We start from the raw sequence: 15,965 nt of genomic DNA on the forward strand, positions 1-15,965 counted from the left end.
ATTGAATACATAACGCATGGTAAATGTCATGAATGAAGCGGTTCCATCAGTTGTTGCCATTGATATTGGAACACACAAGGTATCGGTGCTGATTGGCCGGATTCATGCACCGGATCAAATTGAAGTGATTGGTATGGCCCATGCGCCCAACCGCGGCATGAGCAAGGGAATTATCCGTAATCTGGATAAAGTGGTGGCGGCCATCAAGGATGCCGTAGCGCAGGCTGAAGACATGGCCGATTGCCGGATTCACACCGCGTGGGTGGCCATTCCCAGTGCCGAGTTGAAAAGCTTTAATGCCTCTGGCCGCACGCCAGTCATGAACCAGACCATTACCACGACTGAAATTGTACGCACGCTGGAAATGGCCAAAAGCAGCCATTTAATGCCGGATCATTACCTGACCAATGCCGTGCCATTAGGTGTAGCGATTGATGACCAGCCCGAATGGGTCGATCATCCCATCAATATGTCCGGCAACTTTATTACCGGGCATTATCACCTGATGATGTTACCCATTAATACCATGCAAAATCTGGACAAGGCACTAAAAAGTGCAGGAATTGGGGTAGAGCGCACCATTATTTCAACACTGGCCACCAGTGAAGCCGTATTGCTTAAAGATGAAAAAGAATATGGCGTGTGCATGATAGATATTGGTGCCGGCACCACCAACATTGCTGTATATCTGGAAAACCGGCTAATTTTAAGCCATACCCTGCAACGCGGCGGCGAACATGTAACCCGTGATATTGCCTCGGTGTTGCAAACCTCAACCGAGCAGGCTGAAAACCTGAAAATCCGTTATGGTTGTGTGGACTTGTCCGCCATTAAGCCCGATCAGATGATCCAGATTCCGGGAATTGGCATTGCACCGGGCATGATTATCAGCCGGATTGAGCTGGCAGACATCATTGTGGCGCGTTATGAAGAAATCTTTGAGGAAGTACGCCAGCAACTGGAACAAAGTGGCGCTATCAATGTGCTGCGCCATGGCGTAGTGCTGACTGGTGATGCTTGCCAGATTGAAGGTGCGGTAGCGCTGGCCCGCCGCGTGCTTGGCGTTTCGGCACACTTGGGCAATCCCCCGCTGGCAGTGGACATCAGTGAGGAAAAGCGCCCACTGCTGCGCCGCTCTATTTATGCCACGGCCAGCGGACTGCTGATGTATAGTCAAAATGAGCAGCAGCGCGCCAGCGAAGTTGGGGTGGAAGAACAAAGCAATGACGGCTGGTTGCAGCAATATGTGGTACAGCCGGTACAAACTATACTGGAAAAGCTGCGTCAGCTCGTCTAAGGCATAAAAGCAGCCTTCACCGTTGAAATTATGCTGTGAGTTTGTTGTTGAATATCCGTTTTCACTTGACAGTGGGCATGGGGCAACGCATGCTAATTTATTTACTAATCAAGGCAGTGCTACGGGCATATAAGCTGCCATACAAATCTTGGAGACCAAAAGGTCATGTCCTCATTTACGCTAATTGAAGATGAAGTAGTCGACAACAATGGGCAGGCCCGTTTTACCGTTTTTGGTGTGGGTGGCGGCGGCGGTAATGCAGTACAACACATGGTTGAGTCAGAAATTTCTGGCGTAAAATTTGTGTGTGCCAATACAGACAAGCAGGCGCTGGATCGCATGAAAGCGCCGTTTAACGTGCAGCTGGGTCAGCAAAGCACCCGGGGACTGGGCGCTGGTGCCAATCCGGAAGTTGGCCGTACCTCAGCTGAAGAAGCTCGTGACCAGATCCGTGACCAGCTGGAAGGCACCGATATGGTGTTTGTCACTGCCGGAATGGGTGGCGGTACCGGAACGGGTGCTGCACCCGTGGTGGCTGAAGTGGCCAAGGAAATGGGTATCCTCACGGTTGGTGTGGTAACCACGCCCTTTGGGTTTGAAGGCCGCAAGCGCCAGAAATCGGCTGAAAAAGGCATTGAAGAGCTGGAACGCCATGTTGATTCGCTGATTATTATTCCCAATGAAAAACTGCTCAGCGTTTACGGTGACATTTCCATGAAGGAAGCCTTTAAAAAGGCTGATGACGTGTTGCTAAACGCCGTACGCAGTATTTTCGATCTGGTGGTTAACCACGGTCACATTAACCTTGACTTTGCCGACTTGAAGACGGCCATGAGTACCCGTGGCTATGCCATGATGGGTATTGGTGCCAGCCGTGGAGAAGACCGTGCCCGTCAGGCCGCTGAAATGGCAATTCGCAGTCCGCTGCTGGATCAGGTACGTCTGGAAAATGCCAAGGGTGTGCTGATCAACATTACCAGCGGTGATGATATCAAGCCCCGCGAAGTACAAATGATTTCCAATGTGGTTAGCCAGATTGTTGACCTGGACGAAGGCGATATTTTCTACGGGACGGTATTTGACCCAGAGGCGCGCGATGAATTACGGGTTACTGTGATTGCCACGGGCCTAAATCGCGATCCGGTGGATTTTTCAACACCTGTTGCGCGTCCTGCGGCTGCGGCAGCACCTGTTGCCCAGCCACAGCCAGCCGCTGTAGCGCCTGTTGCTGCCCAGCAACCTGTAGATGAAGATGATGCGCCTGCCATTAGCCGCCGGGCACCTGTTGCCGCACCTCAGGCTGCACCAGCACCGCAGCCAGCGCCTGCTGCCCGTCCTGCGCCAATGAGCATTCAGGATTACCTGAAAAACCAGCAGAAAAAATAACCCTACCTGACAAACTCTGCTGACCAAGTGTTGGCAGGGACTAATCAAAAAACAGGCCTGTAGATCAGTTGGATGTACAGGCCTGTTTTCTATTTAAGTCAATAATGTTAATTTAAGCGCCTTGCTTTTTAACATAGCTTTTTAAGATCAATCCTTATGCTGAAACAGCGAACCATTAAACAAGTGATCAGGGCCAGTGGCATTGGCCTGCACAGTGGTAAAAACGTCTTTATCAATTTTTTACCCCATGAGATTGATGGTGGCATTGTGTTTCGGCGGATTGACCTGGAGCCGCCAGTCGATATCCCTGCCAATGCCTTGCTGGTGCAGGAAACGGTGATGTCGTCCAATCTGGTGAAGGGTGAGGCCCGCATTGGCACGGTTGAGCACCTGATGAGTGCGCTGGCTGGCATGGGTATTGATAACATCATTATTGAAGTATCAGCACCGGAAATTCCCATTATGGATGGTAGCGCCGGGCCGTTTATTTACTTGTTGCAACAGGCTGGCTTGCAGGAACAGGATGCCGCCAAAAAGTACATTTGTATCAGGCAGCCGGTAGAAGTGTGCGTGGATGACAAACGGGCGGCCTTTTTACCGCATCATGGCTTTAGCGTGCAGTTCACCATCGATTTTAACCATCCGGCCTTTAGCGATGAATACAAGTCGGCTGAGGTGGATTTTTCCACCACTTCATTTATTGAGGAAATCAGTCAGGCACGTACCTTTGGCTTTATGCGCGACCTTGATTATCTGCGCCAGCATAATCTGGCATTGGGTGCCACGCTGGATAATGCCATTGCAGTGGACGAGCAGGGGGTGGTCAACGAAGAAGGCCTGCGCTTTAGCGACGAGTTTGTTCGTCATAAAATGCTGGATGCGATTGGCGACTTATACCTGATTGGTTATAGCATCATTGGCCGCTTTGAAGGCTATAAATCGGGTCATGCACTCAATAACCAGCTATTACGCAAAATTTTAGCCACACCGGAATGTTATGAAATTGTGACATTTGATGACGATGTAAATTGTCCAATTTCATACGTAAAAGCGAGTTAACTTCCTTATATCACTAGGTTTGCAATGTAACTATCCACAGCTTTTTGTGTACTTATGTTGCTCAAAAAATAGCCTAAATTCATATTGTGCTCACTTTTCGATCATTTTTTGCTTGCCAAACGCTGTAGAGCTTCGCTAAGCTCGCGGTCATGAATGAGGGTGGCAGCATCTAGAATAGCTTGCCGGGTTGGTTCATTCAGTGGTGGTAAAGGCAGGTGTAGCACGGGTTTTGGTGCTGGCTTAGCTTCTACAATGACCCTGATGGCCCGTAAATCTTTAAACTCGGCAATGTTACGAAGCTGCTTAACGTAATGCGTTTGTAAATATCGTAATTGGCTGACCGCTGCATAATGTTCAGCAGCAACACACAGTATTCCTTCTTGAAAGGAAACCACCTGCCAGTTTTCATTTTGAGGCAACACTGGCTTTGTCAATTGCGTAAGTTTTTCCAAATACAGCATTTGTGCCTGGAGAGACTGCAAACCCCCTGTTTTTAAATCCTGATGATGTGTGGAAAAGGCGTGAACTGGACGCTTCATGGCTAAGTCTTTGTGTTAAAAAAGCAGTTTAACCTTAAACGATTTTTTAGCACAGGAGCAAGTGGCAAACCCATCATCTGATCTAACAGCAGGACAGGAAAGAGATTATATTTATATGCATAAGCGCCGGATTTTTTTAGCCTTATCTTTTACAGCATGGATTGCTTCATCATCATTTGCAGACCCACAGACTTTAATTAATTCTGCTGCTGACCAGAATTCTATTGACAGCTATGTCAGCCAGATGTGGACAACCCAGGAACAACTGGTTGACTCCCTAAGCGCTAGTGGCCTGATTAACGCAGCCGAGCAGCATGATCACTACCATGACCATGGTACTGGCGTGGGCGGCGAATACGGTGGTGAACTGAGCGTATTGTCTCAGGATGAAAACGACGGTATCCAGCAGCAAATTGACGAAATTTCACGTCAGGCGCAGGCCCGTCAGGATGGACTGGACCGTTTATCCCAGGCACTGACCGTTACTCGCTCTTACCGTGCATCGGGTTCTGCTGCGCCAGAAAGCAATGTGAATATTAGCTCCTTACTGGCCATTGAACCAATTGCCAATGCCCGTGTATCGTCTACTTTTGGCTATCGCCACCTGTTTGGCCGCACTGCATACCATTCTGGTATTGATCTGGCGGCACCAACCGGTACCCCGATTTATGCCACGGGTGATGGAGTGGTAACACATGCCGGCTGGGGTTCAGGCTATGGCAATTATGTTGAAATTGATCATGGCAATGGCTATGTAACCCGTTATGGCCATGCCTCACGCCTGTATGTGTCTGTTGGCGAGCAGGTTAAGGCCAATGAGAATATTGCTGCAGTGGGCTGTACCGGACGTTGTACCGGACCGCACCTGCATTATGAAGTGCTCAGAGATGGCAAGCGTGAAAACCCGGCCACTTATCTGGCACTGGCACCAAAACGAGAATCCTGATTGCATCCTTTCCTGCTTTACCCTCATGATTAAAAATGCCCGGTTTGTGCCGGGTTTTTTTTGCCTGAAATTTAGTGTTGCCCGGTTTTGTCATCAGTTTAGGTCTGCTGATGGCATACATTATTTTTCAATTCTTTAGTCGATTGCCTATTGAATCCCGCTATGCTAAGTCCGTAAGGTAAGTTGCACCAACACCAGAAGATCGATAATAAAAGGAGAATAGCATGGCGTTTTATCAGGACCCTGATGCGATAGAAACCCAGGAATGGCAAGATGCATTTGATTCGGTCATTTCGCATGTGGGCCTTGAGCGTGCTGCTTTTCTGCTCAAAGCACTGTACCAGCAAGCGATTGCGCGCCATGTTCCAATCCAGCGCTTGAATACCCCTTATTTAAATACCATTGCCGTTGATGAAGAAGCCAGTCTGCCCGGTGATGCGCACATGGAACGGCGCATTCGGGCCTTGATTCGCTGGAATGCGCTGGCCATGGTGCTGCGTGCCAATTTAAGTGATGATCTGGGCGGCCATCTGGCCACCTTTGCCTCTAGTGCTACCCTGTATGATGTTGGCTTTAACCATTTTTTTCGGGCACCCAGCGACCGCTTTGGCGGCGACATGATTTACTATCAGGGTCATTCGGCACCCGGCATTTATGCGCGTTCCTTTTTGGAGGGACGCCTTAGTGAAGAGCAACTGAGTGGTTTTCGGCGTGAAGTGGGCGGGCAGGGTTTGTCCAGCTATCCGCACCCGTACCTGATGCCGGATTACTGGCAGTTTCCCACTGTATCCATGGGTCTTGGCCCGATCATGTCGATTTATCAGGCGCATATTCAAAAATACCTCACCAACCGCAAACTGATTGCTGATGAAAACCGCAAGGTCTGGGCCTTTCTGGGTGATGGCGAAATGGATGAGCCGGAAAGTCTGGGTGCGATTGCACTGGCAGGCCGGGAAAAATTGGACAACCTGATCTGGGTGATTAACTGTAACCTGCAACGGCTGGATGGCCCAGTACGCGGCAATGGCAAAATCATTCAGGAACTGGAGTCAATCTTTCGCGGGGCAGGCTGGCGCGTGATCAAGGTGGTGTGGGGCCGGCGCTGGGATTCGCTGCTGGCCCGTGATAAATCCGGTGCCTTAAAGCAGCGCATGGAAGAAGCCGTCGATGGCGAATACCAGTTGTATCAGGCCAAGGGTGGTGCTTTTGCCCGTGAGCATTTCTTTGGCAAATACCCCGAAGCGGCAGAGCTGGTTGCGGATATGAGCGATGAGGACATCGATGCACTAAACCGGGGTGGCCATGATCCATTCAAGGTATATGCCGCCTATGCCGAGGCCATGAAGGGCAAGGGCCAGCCTACGGTGATTCTGGCCAAAACTGTCAAGGGCTATGGCCTGTCGGCAGAAGCTCAAAGTATCAATAAAACCCATCAGATTAAAAAACTGCAAATTGAAGCGCTAAAGTACTTTCGAGACCGCTTTAACCTGCCATTGACCGATGCCCAGTTGCCAGACTTGCCGTTTTATCGTCCGGATGAGAATTCTGCTGAAATTAAATACATGCGCGCGCGCCGTGATGCCTTGGGCGGCTATTTGCCCGCCCGTTGCCAAAAGGTGGAGCCGGTAGCCATTCCTGACTTAAGCAGCTTTCAGCAAATTATTGAAGGCAGTGGTGACAAGGAATATTCCACCACCATGGTGATGGTGCGTATCTTATCAACCCTGCTTAAAAACAAGGCACTAAGCGACCGGGTTGTACCGATTGTCCCGGATGAAGCCCGTACTTTTGGACTGGAAGGCATGTTCCGCCAATTGGGTATTTATTCGGCCAGTGGCCAGTTGTATACCTCGGAAGACAGCGAACAACTGATGAGCTACCGTGAAGCGCAAAACGGCCATATGCTACAGGAAGGCATTAACGAAGCCGGGGCGCTCAGTGCGTGGATTGCGCTGGGCACCAGTTACTCCACCAATGCATTACCCATGATTCCGTTTTACATGTTTTATTCCATGTTTGGCTTCCAGCGGGTAGGTGACCTGATCTGGGCGGCAGGGGATTGTCAGGCGCAGGGCTTTTTGCTGGGAGCTACCGCAGGGCGTACTACCTTGAATGGCGAAGGCTTGCAGCATCAGGATGGTCATTCGCAGGTCTTGGCCAATACCGTACCCAACTGCATGAGCTATGACCCGTGCTTTGGCTATGAACTGGCCGTCATTGTGCAGGATGGCCTGCGCCGCATGTATGGGCCAGTCGATGCTGGCGGTGGTGAACGTATTTTTTATTACCTGACCGTAATGAACGAAAACTATGTACAACCTGCCATGCCAGATGGCGTGGAGGAAGGCATTCGTCGTGGCATGTATTTACTCCAGGAAGATGAACAGGCCACCGTGCAATTGTTGGGGTCGGGGGTAATTTTGCGAGAGGTGCAAAAAGCCGCGCAAATTTTGAAAGATGAATATGCCATTCACGCCAATGTCTGGAGTGTGACCAGCTTTAATGAACTGGCGCGTGATGGCATGAAGTGCGAGTTGCAAAACCGCCTGCATCCGATTTGTGAGGAGAAAGATATTCAGGTGCCGTGGGTGGCGCAGCAACTGGCTAATTATCAGGGCATTGTGGTCGCTGCAACCGATTATATCCGGGCTTATAGCGAGCAAATCCGTGCGTATCTGCCGGATAGCCGTCCTTATGTGGCACTGGGCACCAATGGCTTTGGCCGTTCGGACACCCGTGAAAACTTGCGTGCTTACTTTGGCGTGGATGCCGCGCACATTGTAGTGGCTACCCTCAAATTACTGGCGGATGAAGGCGAAGTGGACCGCCGTATGGTTAAGGATGCCATTTCCAGCTTTGAGCTTGAAACCGATATCCCTGCTCCATGGATGCCACAAGCTGCTGCACCCATTAACGATGTCACCACGGCCACTTCCAGTGTGCATCAGGATAATGCGCATGCGTCGGCTAATACTGAGAATACTGAATCCGTATCTGATAGCCCGCCAACTAACCAAACCGGGCAGGGATCAAATCAGCCCTCAGATCAACCCGTGGATCAGCCCCCGCAAAACCCGGAACAGGAGTAAGCAGTATGGAAATTAAAACCCCTGATCTGGGTGTTGATAGTGCGGATGTCTCAGAAATTCTGGTTAAAGTTGGCGATAGCATTGATAAGGAACAAAGCCTGCTGGTGCTGGAATCGGCCAAGGCCAGCGTGGAAGTGCCCAGCCCAGCCAACGGCGTGATTAAAGCCATTACGATACAGCAGGGTCAAAGTGTCAGGCAGGGCGATGTGCTGTTTGAACTGGAGGGTGATAGTAACGAAGACATGCCACCTACTGAAAACAGCAATATGGATGAATCGGAACTGGCTGAATCAGATCATACTCGATCAGATGACACGAAATCAGAACAGCAAAGCGCAGCAGCACCGGAGGCAGCAGCAACTCAGGCCGAAACTGGGATTAAAGACGTTAACGTGCCGGATTTGGGCGTCGATGAAGCCGAGGTATCAGAACTGCTGGTCAGTGTGAGTGACCACATCACCAAGGAACAAAGCCTGGTTGTACTGGAATCAGCCAAGGCCAGTGTGGAAGTACCCAGTCCGGTTAGTGGAATTGTTAAGGAAATCAAGCTTAAACCCGGCCAGAAAGTAAAACAGGGCATGACTATTTTATGCCTTGAGCGCAGTGATCAGGCGGACACAGAAGTTCTGCCAACCGATAAAAATTCCTCGCCGGGCAAAGCTGCACAAGCCACAACGCATCAGGCAGATATTCCTGTTCCCTCCGGCAGGCAGAACCAGAAAACAGGGCAGGATAAGGCATCCGATCATTTCACAGAGAAGACCCAAGGTCAGCAAAACCAGCAAAATAAGCCGTTAAGTGCTGAACAAATCAAGGCCAATAGTGACGTATATGCAGGCCCGGCAGTGCGGCAACTGGCCCGGCAACTGGGCGTAGTGCTGGCACAGGTAGCACCATCCGGTGCCAACCAGCGCATTATCAAGGAAGATGTGTTTGCCTTTGTTAAAAATACCCTGAATGCCGCCAGACCCGCTACAGTTGGCCAAACTACTGCATTGGCAACAGGGGGATTACCTGCCTTGCCGGATTTTGACAAGTTTGGGGGTAGTAGTCTTCAGCCCATGACACGCCTGCAACAGGTGTCTGTGCCGCAGCTTTCCCTAAACAACTTTATTCCGCAAGTTACCCAGTTTGATCTGGCGGATATTACGGCGCTGGAAAACTGGCGTAATACGCTAAAAGCAGAATATAAAAAACAGGATATCAGCCTGACCATTCTGGCTTTTATTGTGAAAGCACTGGCGTATTTACTGAAAAAGGAGCCTTACTTCAACAGCCACTTGGCCGATGACCAGAAATCTATTGTGCTGCGCAATGAGATTCACATGGGCATTGCTGTGGCCACGCAAGATGGCCTGACCGTGCCGGTATTGCGCAATCCCGATGCCTTGAGTATTAGGGACATTGCAGTACAACTCGGTGAACTGAGCCAGAAAGCGCGTGATAAAAAGCTAAAGCCACAGGAGCTTCAGGGTGCCAGCTTTACCATTACCAGTCTGGGTAGTATTGGGGGCACAGCATTTACACCATTGGTGAACTGGCCACAGGTGGCAATTCTGGGTATTTCACCAGCCAGCATGCAGCCAGTATGGAATGGTCAGGAATTTGAACCACGCCTGATGCTGCCGTTGTCGCTGTCTTATGATCACCGGGTCATTAATGGTGCAGATGCAGCCCGCTTTAGCCATGCCTTAACTGAAATTCTGGCTGATATCCGTCGTGTTTTACTGTAGATACAGCCATACCGTGCAGATAATAAACAAATAAGGGATTAAAAGCAGCCAAAACGCTTAAATCCAGCCACACTGGTGCTGTTCTTGCTTTAACTCCAGCATGACTTAAAAACAGGAAAAGAACCGTGGGCTGGATTTATCTGTTACTGGCAGGTGCTTGTGAAATCCTGTATGCCGCTGCCATGCCAAAAACCAATGGCTTTACCCAGCTTTGGCCCAGCCTGTTTTGCGCTACTTTTATTGCAGGCAGCATGTACCTGCTATTGCTGGCCGCACGCAGTATTCCAATTGGAACTGCCTATGCGGTCTGGGTCGGAATAGGCGCTGTAGGCACTGCAATTTATGGGATGCTGGCACTGGGTGAGGACCACAGCCCGTTGCGCCTGTTATGCTTTATGCTCATTATTAGTGGAATTGTGGGCCTTAAGCTGCTGGCACCCGGGCAATATCAAGCCATGTAACAAGGATGACAGTGCCTATAAAAATAAAGGGATTAAACCCAGCAGGCAAAATCTATAATCATGGTTAAATTGCTTAAAAAGCGTACTATTTGTGTTTAATCTGCGGTAGTATTCAATAACAGCAACATCGGCTTTCAGTTGAATGACAGCCAGTAAAATTTTAATTTTTAATAAAATATCTTTAATTAATATAGTGTTGAGTGAATTATGAAATCATTAAAAATGACCTTTCCATCCGCATTTTTCCGCCAGAGTTTACTCAGTACATTAATCATAGGAACAATGGCGGTGCTCTCGGGTTGTGGCGAATCTGATGATACAACCGAAACGATCATTACCACCAATACGGTGAATTCTGTTAGCAATGGTGCAGGCGCACCCAGTGCAGAAACTGGAGTGGAAGGTGGTTTTTATATTGATACCACTTCTTATATTTTGTATGGGCCAAAGAAAAATGGAGCCTGGCCTGCTATTGGCGTTTCGCTGATTGGTGCAGCCGGTCTAAATGGCAGTAATGGTTATAGTGTCTTAAGCGGTTCCGGTCAGCCACTGGCCACCACAGGCAAGCCGGGCGATTTTTATATTGACACCCAAAATGTCGTCTTGTATGGGCCAAAGTCAGTTGAAGGCTGGCCAAATACGGGTATTTCACTGGTCGGCGCGACAGGCCAGCAAGGTGCTACCGGCGCGACAGGTCAGCAGGGCGCGACAGGGGCTACCGGTGCCACGGGATCTCAAGGTACTCCGGGAGCAATCGGTGCAACAGGCTCACAAGGCGCTACAGGCTCACAAGGCGCTACAGGCTCACAGGGAGTTACGGGAGCTACTGGCGCGACCGGTTCACAGGGTACAACTGGCGTAACTGGGGCTACGGGTTCACAAGGAGTCACCGGCGCAACGGGTCAACAAGGGACTACAGGTGCAACGGGTGTTACCGGCGCAACAGGCTCACAAGGTGTCACGGGCGCAACAGGTGCTACGGGTTCACCGGGTATTACTGGCGCCACGGGTCAGCAAGGTGTAACGGGAGCCACTGGCGCGCAGGGTGCTACAGGAGCAACCGGTGCCACGGGTCAGCAGGGCGCAACAGGGTCTACAGGACAGCAAGGTACTGCCGGGTTTGCGATCCGTAGTGGCTCGGGAGCACCAACATCGGATATTGGTAATGTTGGGGATATTTATGTTGATGTAAGCAACAACCGACTCTATGCCGCCAAAACAGCAAGTGGCTGGGGTTCATCGACCTCACTGGTTGGTGCACAAGGCACAACCGGGGTGAGAGGTAGTGCAGTCCTAAACGGGACAGGGGCGCCAGATAATGCCGTAGGCCTGAATGGCGACTTTTATATTGATACGGCCACCAGCGAATTTTATGGGCCAAAAGATAGCGGGGTCTGGCCTAGTATCAGTGTCTCGCTTGTGGGGTCGCAAGGTGCCACTGGTGCGACTGGGGCCACGGGTCAGCAAGGTGTAACGGGAGCCACTGGCGCGACAGGCTCACAGGGGGTAACTGGTGCAACAGGCCAGCAAGGCACGGCCGGTACAGCAGGCAGTGATGGCAACACTATTTTAAATGGCACAGGTGCACCAGCGGCAACCATCGGTCGTACTGGTGATTTTTATATTGATACGACTAACGCAGTATTTTATGGGCCAAAAACAGCAAGTGGCTGGCCTGGTATAGGTGTATCCATGAAAGGTGCGACCGGCGCCACGGGTGCACAGGGCGTAACCGGAGCTACGGGCTCACAAGGGGTAACCGGTACTACTGGCGCTACAGGTCAGCAGGGCGCGACAGGGGCAACTGGAGTTACAGGAGCCACGGGATCTCAAGGTACTCCGGGAGCAACAGGCTCACAAGGCGCTACAGGCTCACAGGGAGTTACGGGAGCTACTGGCGCGACCGGTTCACAGGGTACAACTGGCGTAACTGGGGCTACGGGTTCACAAGGAGTCACCGGTGCAACGGGTCAACAAGGGACTACAGGTGCAACGGGTGCAGCAGGCAGCAATGGCAATACCATTTTAAATGGCAGTGGTGCACCAGCGGCGAATGTAGGCAGCACTGGTGATTTTTATATTGATACTGCCAATGCCAGACTTTATGGCCCTAAATTGGCAAGTGGCTGGTCTGGTGCCGCAATTTCACTGCTAGGTGCGACGGGCGCTACAGGAGCGACGGGTGCGACTGGCGCGACGGGATCTCAAGGAGTTACGGGTGCCACAGGTTCACAAGGGACGACAGGGGCCACCGGTGCGGCTGGAGCAAATGGGACAGTCGTTTACTCAGGATCCACAGCACCTGCCAATAACGTAGGCAGTAATGGTGATCTATACATCCAGACAGGTTCAGGACTGCTGTACACCAAGTCCAATGGGTCATGGGGTGCAGGCGTTAATATTAGCAGCGCTGTCAGTGCTTACCCCAATGTAGAGGTCAATGTAGTCAATAATGCCTCGCAATACATTGCCAGCCTGTCCAACACAACCAACTTTGACACCCTGTTCTTTAGTGGAGCAAATCATAGCAATGCAAGCTATACAGGCAGCAATAGCTGGAATGGTAGCGTGTTTACCGTGGGGAATACCGGTGCGGGATGGTATCAGTTCTCGACACAGGTTCTTGGGGTAACCAATAGCAATGGTGAAACAATTTTTGGAGTTGCTTACTTTCTGGATATTAATAACTCAGGAACACCAACCTGTATTAGCACCTATGATCAATATAACAATGGAACCGCAGCAGGCCTGAGAAATAGCTCCAAGATTAACTGCCTGATTTATCTGGAAGCAGGGAATAATGTGCGTTTTAAAGGTCAGTCATGGGCTAGCAATGCAGGCACTTACACCTCTACCAATGGCACAACGTTTGTTAATATCGTTCGTATCAAATAAATCATAACGGATAAAAGGCAAGCCTTATGGCTTGTCTTTTTATTGAGGAGCTATGTCCATGGAAGCTTTGAACCTGTTATCCAAACGCGAAAAAGCGATTTTTTTAAATGTTAAGCACCGGTTTCCGGGTTAAAAATATTGCACAGGCATTGTGTATTAGCGAACGGACGGTCACCACGCATCAGCAGCATATCTATAAGAAACTTAATATTCACCATAAAGTCAGCTTAATCAAATATACACCGTACTACTGCAAGTTTTTGTCCAGCCTGACCCTGCGGGAAAGAACCATTGTGGTGCTAATTACCGAGGGCCATTGTAGCCAGCAGGTGGCGCGCGAGCTTAACATTAGCCCGCAAACTGTCTACAGCCACAGGAAAACCATCAATAAAAAATTAAACAGCATGCGCAAAAAATACGATGTTTTAGGGATAGAACAACCATAATAAACGTCTTTTAATTCAAGAGAGAGAATCACTCTTAAGACCAATTATATAATTTAAGGAAAAATAGCATGGCATTAGAATCTTTTGTTGGAGAGCTTAGCATTGTGGCATTTAATTTTGCCCCGCCGGGCTGGTTGCCCTGTAACGGCCAGTTGCTGTCCATTTCACAATACTCTGCGTTATTTAGCTTGCTGGGGGTTACGTATGGCGGTAATGGTCAAACCACCTTTGCCTTACCCAACTTAAATGGCCGCATGCCGATTGGCGCTGATTATGGCCAGTTTCAACTGGGGCAAATGGCTGGCAATAGAAGTACCACGCTAACCGCAGCAAATTTGCCGGCACACAGCCATTCGCTGGACTCGCAGCAAATCAGTGCCAATGCCAGCATACAGCCACAGGCCAGCGCTGGAAACGGCAATACTGCCAACCCGGATAATGCGGTCTGGGCCAATGTCAGTGATGGTCTGGCAAATCTGAATAGTTATACTCAGGATACTAGCCAGCTGGCCAATATGCGCCCCATACAAGCTACCATCCAGGCCCAATTAAATGCAGGCAATACAGGTATTACCGGATCAAATTTACCGGTTGATATCAGCAATCCCTATCTGGCGCTCAATTTTATTATTTGCGTGCAAGGTATTTATCCATCGCGCCCTTAAAATAAATTTTTTAGCGCTTACCTGAGAACAAAATGCTTTCATCCTGTTTGGTTTCAGGTAAGTGGCACTTGGTGCGCAACAGCTAACAAGTGATGGATGGCAATATCATGCAGGCACGCTACTAATTGATCTTGCCAATCCATTTAATCAGCGTGACCTTCTACTGATAAAAACGTAAGTTGTCTTCTATGCGCTGCTTTTCATGGGCAGGAAACTTTTGTTCTTCAACAAGTTGCAGTATGGCGGCTTTGCCTGCCGCCTTAAATGCATTGCAGTAAGTCGCCGAGACACTCAACTCATCCAGCGTGCGCCAGTCATAAACACTGCTATCCACAAACAGCATGTCATCCGGCCTTGAAATATTTACCGCCTGTTGGGCAAAATGGCAGGCTGTCTCATAAATTTGCTGTTCCCGATAAAAGCGCGCCAGTTCATATAGCGGCTCAGCCCGTTGCTGGCGACTGGCCCAGGCCTGCAAATAGGCCATGTAGATTTGTTCAATCGGCTTGTTCAGGCGCTCAGTCAACTGGGCTGCGCGAAACTGTGCAGTCCAGCGTTCTTCTTCCCAGCCGCCAGCACTGGCCCGCTGGTGGTAGGCTTCCAGCGCCTGTTCAAGCAAGCCGGCATCCTGATAGCTTTGGGCCAGATAAAACTGATAGCGTACATTGCCCGGTTCGTCTTGCAGGCCCTGCTGTAACAGTGCAATGTCTTTTAGGTAGGTGCTGGCATCTTTGGCTCGTGCGCTGTCGTGGCGCACAAAAATGCTCAGGCCCTGTAACTGCTGCCAGCTGTGTGGCTGGGGTGAATCCAGATATTCATGCAAAACGCCTTGCCATGTCCACGGCAATCGGGTGGATACCAGCGCATTGCGTAAGTAGCGCAACTGATTATAAATACATTCAAAATGATAGGATGTCCCGGTCAGGGCAGGATACTGAAAGCCTTCTGCACTGATCAAGGTTTCATCCGCATCAATAAACAAGAGGTAATCGGCATGTGGCAAGCTGCTGCCTTGAGCCAGTTGCAGGGCTTCAGTACGGTTGTGGCCAAAATTTTTCCATGGCCGCTCAAATAACTGGCCGGGAATGTCCTGCATAAAATCCTGAATGAGCTGCTGAGTGCCATCAGTTGAGCCGGTATCTACAATAACCCATGAATGAATCCATGATTTAACTGAGGCCAGACAGCGTAAAATGACCGCTGCTTCATTTTTAACAATCATGTTAAGGCGAATATGTGGCTGCATGTATTGTTCTTTTGGTTGTTGAATTGGAATATGATAATTTTACAGGTTTTAGAATAAATACTGAACAAAAAATCCGGGCTGCGTGCATTACTGGCGGTGGTGAAAGCTTTTTTGCGCGTAATCAGATGAAGCCTTAAACCTGCTGTTCATCAGTGCTCACCTAGCCTGTATGCAATATGCGCCTACCACTACTGATCGTTATA

13 protein-coding genes are annotated in these 15,965 nt (G+C 49.9%); 11 read left to right on the forward strand and 2 right to left on the reverse strand.

Annotated elements, in window-relative coordinates; all coding sequences use genetic code 11:
- Positions 1 to 28: 28 nt before the first annotated feature.
- The 3 genes from ftsA (at position 29) to lpxC (ending at position 3,742) form a co-directional block, all read left to right on the forward strand.
- A complete protein-coding gene (gene ftsA / locus BKE30_RS07735) occupies positions 29 to 1,297 on the forward strand; it encodes a cell division protein FtsA (RefSeq protein WP_076878035.1) in 1,269 nt (422 codons plus the stop codon).
- A gap of 165 nt (positions 1,298 to 1,462) precedes the next feature.
- Complete coding sequence (ftsZ, locus tag BKE30_RS07740) at positions 1,463 to 2,683, forward strand: cell division protein FtsZ (protein WP_076878036.1); 1,221 nt, start codon at positions 1,463 to 1,465, stop codon at positions 2,681 to 2,683.
- Positions 2,684 to 2,839: 156 nt separating this feature from the next.
- Complete coding sequence (gene lpxC, locus BKE30_RS07745) at positions 2,840 to 3,742, forward strand: UDP-3-O-acyl-N-acetylglucosamine deacetylase (RefSeq protein WP_076878037.1); 903 nt, start codon at positions 2,840 to 2,842, stop codon at positions 3,740 to 3,742.
- A gap of 101 nt (positions 3,743 to 3,843) precedes the next feature.
- On the opposite strand, the gene BKE30_RS07750 is transcribed toward lpxC, so the two are convergent.
- Positions 3,844 to 4,281, reverse strand: coding sequence for a DciA family protein (locus tag BKE30_RS07750; protein WP_076878038.1), 438 nt, complete (start codon positions 4,279 to 4,281; stop codon positions 3,844 to 3,846).
- A gap of 61 nt (positions 4,282 to 4,342) precedes the next feature.
- On the opposite strand from BKE30_RS07750, the gene BKE30_RS16530 reads away from it, so the two are divergent.
- The 7 genes from BKE30_RS16530 (at position 4,343) to BKE30_RS07785 (ending at position 14,516) form a co-directional block, all read left to right on the forward strand.
- Positions 4,343 to 5,227 carry a M23 family metallopeptidase gene (locus BKE30_RS16530; protein WP_319822926.1) on the forward strand — a complete coding sequence of 295 codons (885 nt, stop codon included), beginning with the start codon at positions 4,343 to 4,345 and terminating at the stop codon, positions 5,225 to 5,227.
- A 224-nt stretch (positions 5,228 to 5,451) separates the two neighbouring features.
- Positions 5,452 to 8,316 carry a pyruvate dehydrogenase (acetyl-transferring), homodimeric type gene (aceE, locus tag BKE30_RS07760; protein WP_083698493.1) on the forward strand — a complete coding sequence of 955 codons (2,865 nt, stop codon included), beginning with the start codon at positions 5,452 to 5,454 and terminating at the stop codon, positions 8,314 to 8,316.
- A 5-nt stretch (positions 8,317 to 8,321) separates the two neighbouring features.
- On the forward strand, positions 8,322 to 10,049 hold the full coding sequence (locus BKE30_RS07765; RefSeq protein WP_076878039.1) for a 2-oxo acid dehydrogenase subunit E2: 1,728 nt from the start codon (positions 8,322 to 8,324) through the stop codon (positions 10,047 to 10,049).
- Between the two features lie 125 nt (positions 10,050 to 10,174).
- A complete protein-coding gene (locus tag BKE30_RS07770) occupies positions 10,175 to 10,510 on the forward strand; it encodes a DMT family transporter (RefSeq protein WP_076878040.1) in 336 nt (111 codons plus the stop codon).
- 207 nt (positions 10,511 to 10,717) lie between these two features.
- On the forward strand, positions 10,718 to 13,405 hold the full coding sequence (locus tag BKE30_RS16535; protein WP_083698494.1) for a beta strand repeat-containing protein: 2,688 nt from the start codon (positions 10,718 to 10,720) through the stop codon (positions 13,403 to 13,405).
- Positions 13,406 to 13,512: 107 nt separating this feature from the next.
- A complete protein-coding gene (locus BKE30_RS07780) occupies positions 13,513 to 13,851 on the forward strand; it encodes a response regulator transcription factor (protein ID WP_076878042.1) in 339 nt (112 codons plus the stop codon).
- A gap of 68 nt (positions 13,852 to 13,919) precedes the next feature.
- Positions 13,920 to 14,516 carry a phage tail protein gene (locus BKE30_RS07785; protein WP_076878043.1) on the forward strand — a complete coding sequence of 199 codons (597 nt, stop codon included), beginning with the start codon at positions 13,920 to 13,922 and terminating at the stop codon, positions 14,514 to 14,516.
- Between the two features lie 160 nt (positions 14,517 to 14,676).
- Here the strand turns inward: BKE30_RS07785 and BKE30_RS07790 are convergent, their stop codons facing one another.
- Positions 14,677 to 15,762 carry a tetratricopeptide repeat-containing glycosyltransferase gene (locus BKE30_RS07790; RefSeq protein WP_076878044.1) on the reverse strand — a complete coding sequence of 362 codons (1,086 nt, stop codon included), beginning with the start codon at positions 15,760 to 15,762 and terminating at the stop codon, positions 14,677 to 14,679.
- On the opposite strand from BKE30_RS07790, the gene BKE30_RS15995 reads away from it, so the two are divergent.
- Entirely contained in the window at positions 15,753 to 15,899 is a 147-nt protein-coding gene (locus tag BKE30_RS15995; protein ID WP_158073172.1) for a hypothetical protein, read from the forward strand. The genes BKE30_RS07790 and BKE30_RS15995 overlap by 10 nt on opposite strands.
- Positions 15,900 to 15,965: the final 66 nt, after the last annotated feature.

Source organism: Alkanindiges hydrocarboniclasticus (genome assembly GCF_001982605.1).
In the GTDB taxonomy this organism is placed as follows: domain Bacteria; phylum Pseudomonadota; class Gammaproteobacteria; order Pseudomonadales; family Moraxellaceae; genus Alkanindiges; species Alkanindiges hydrocarboniclasticus.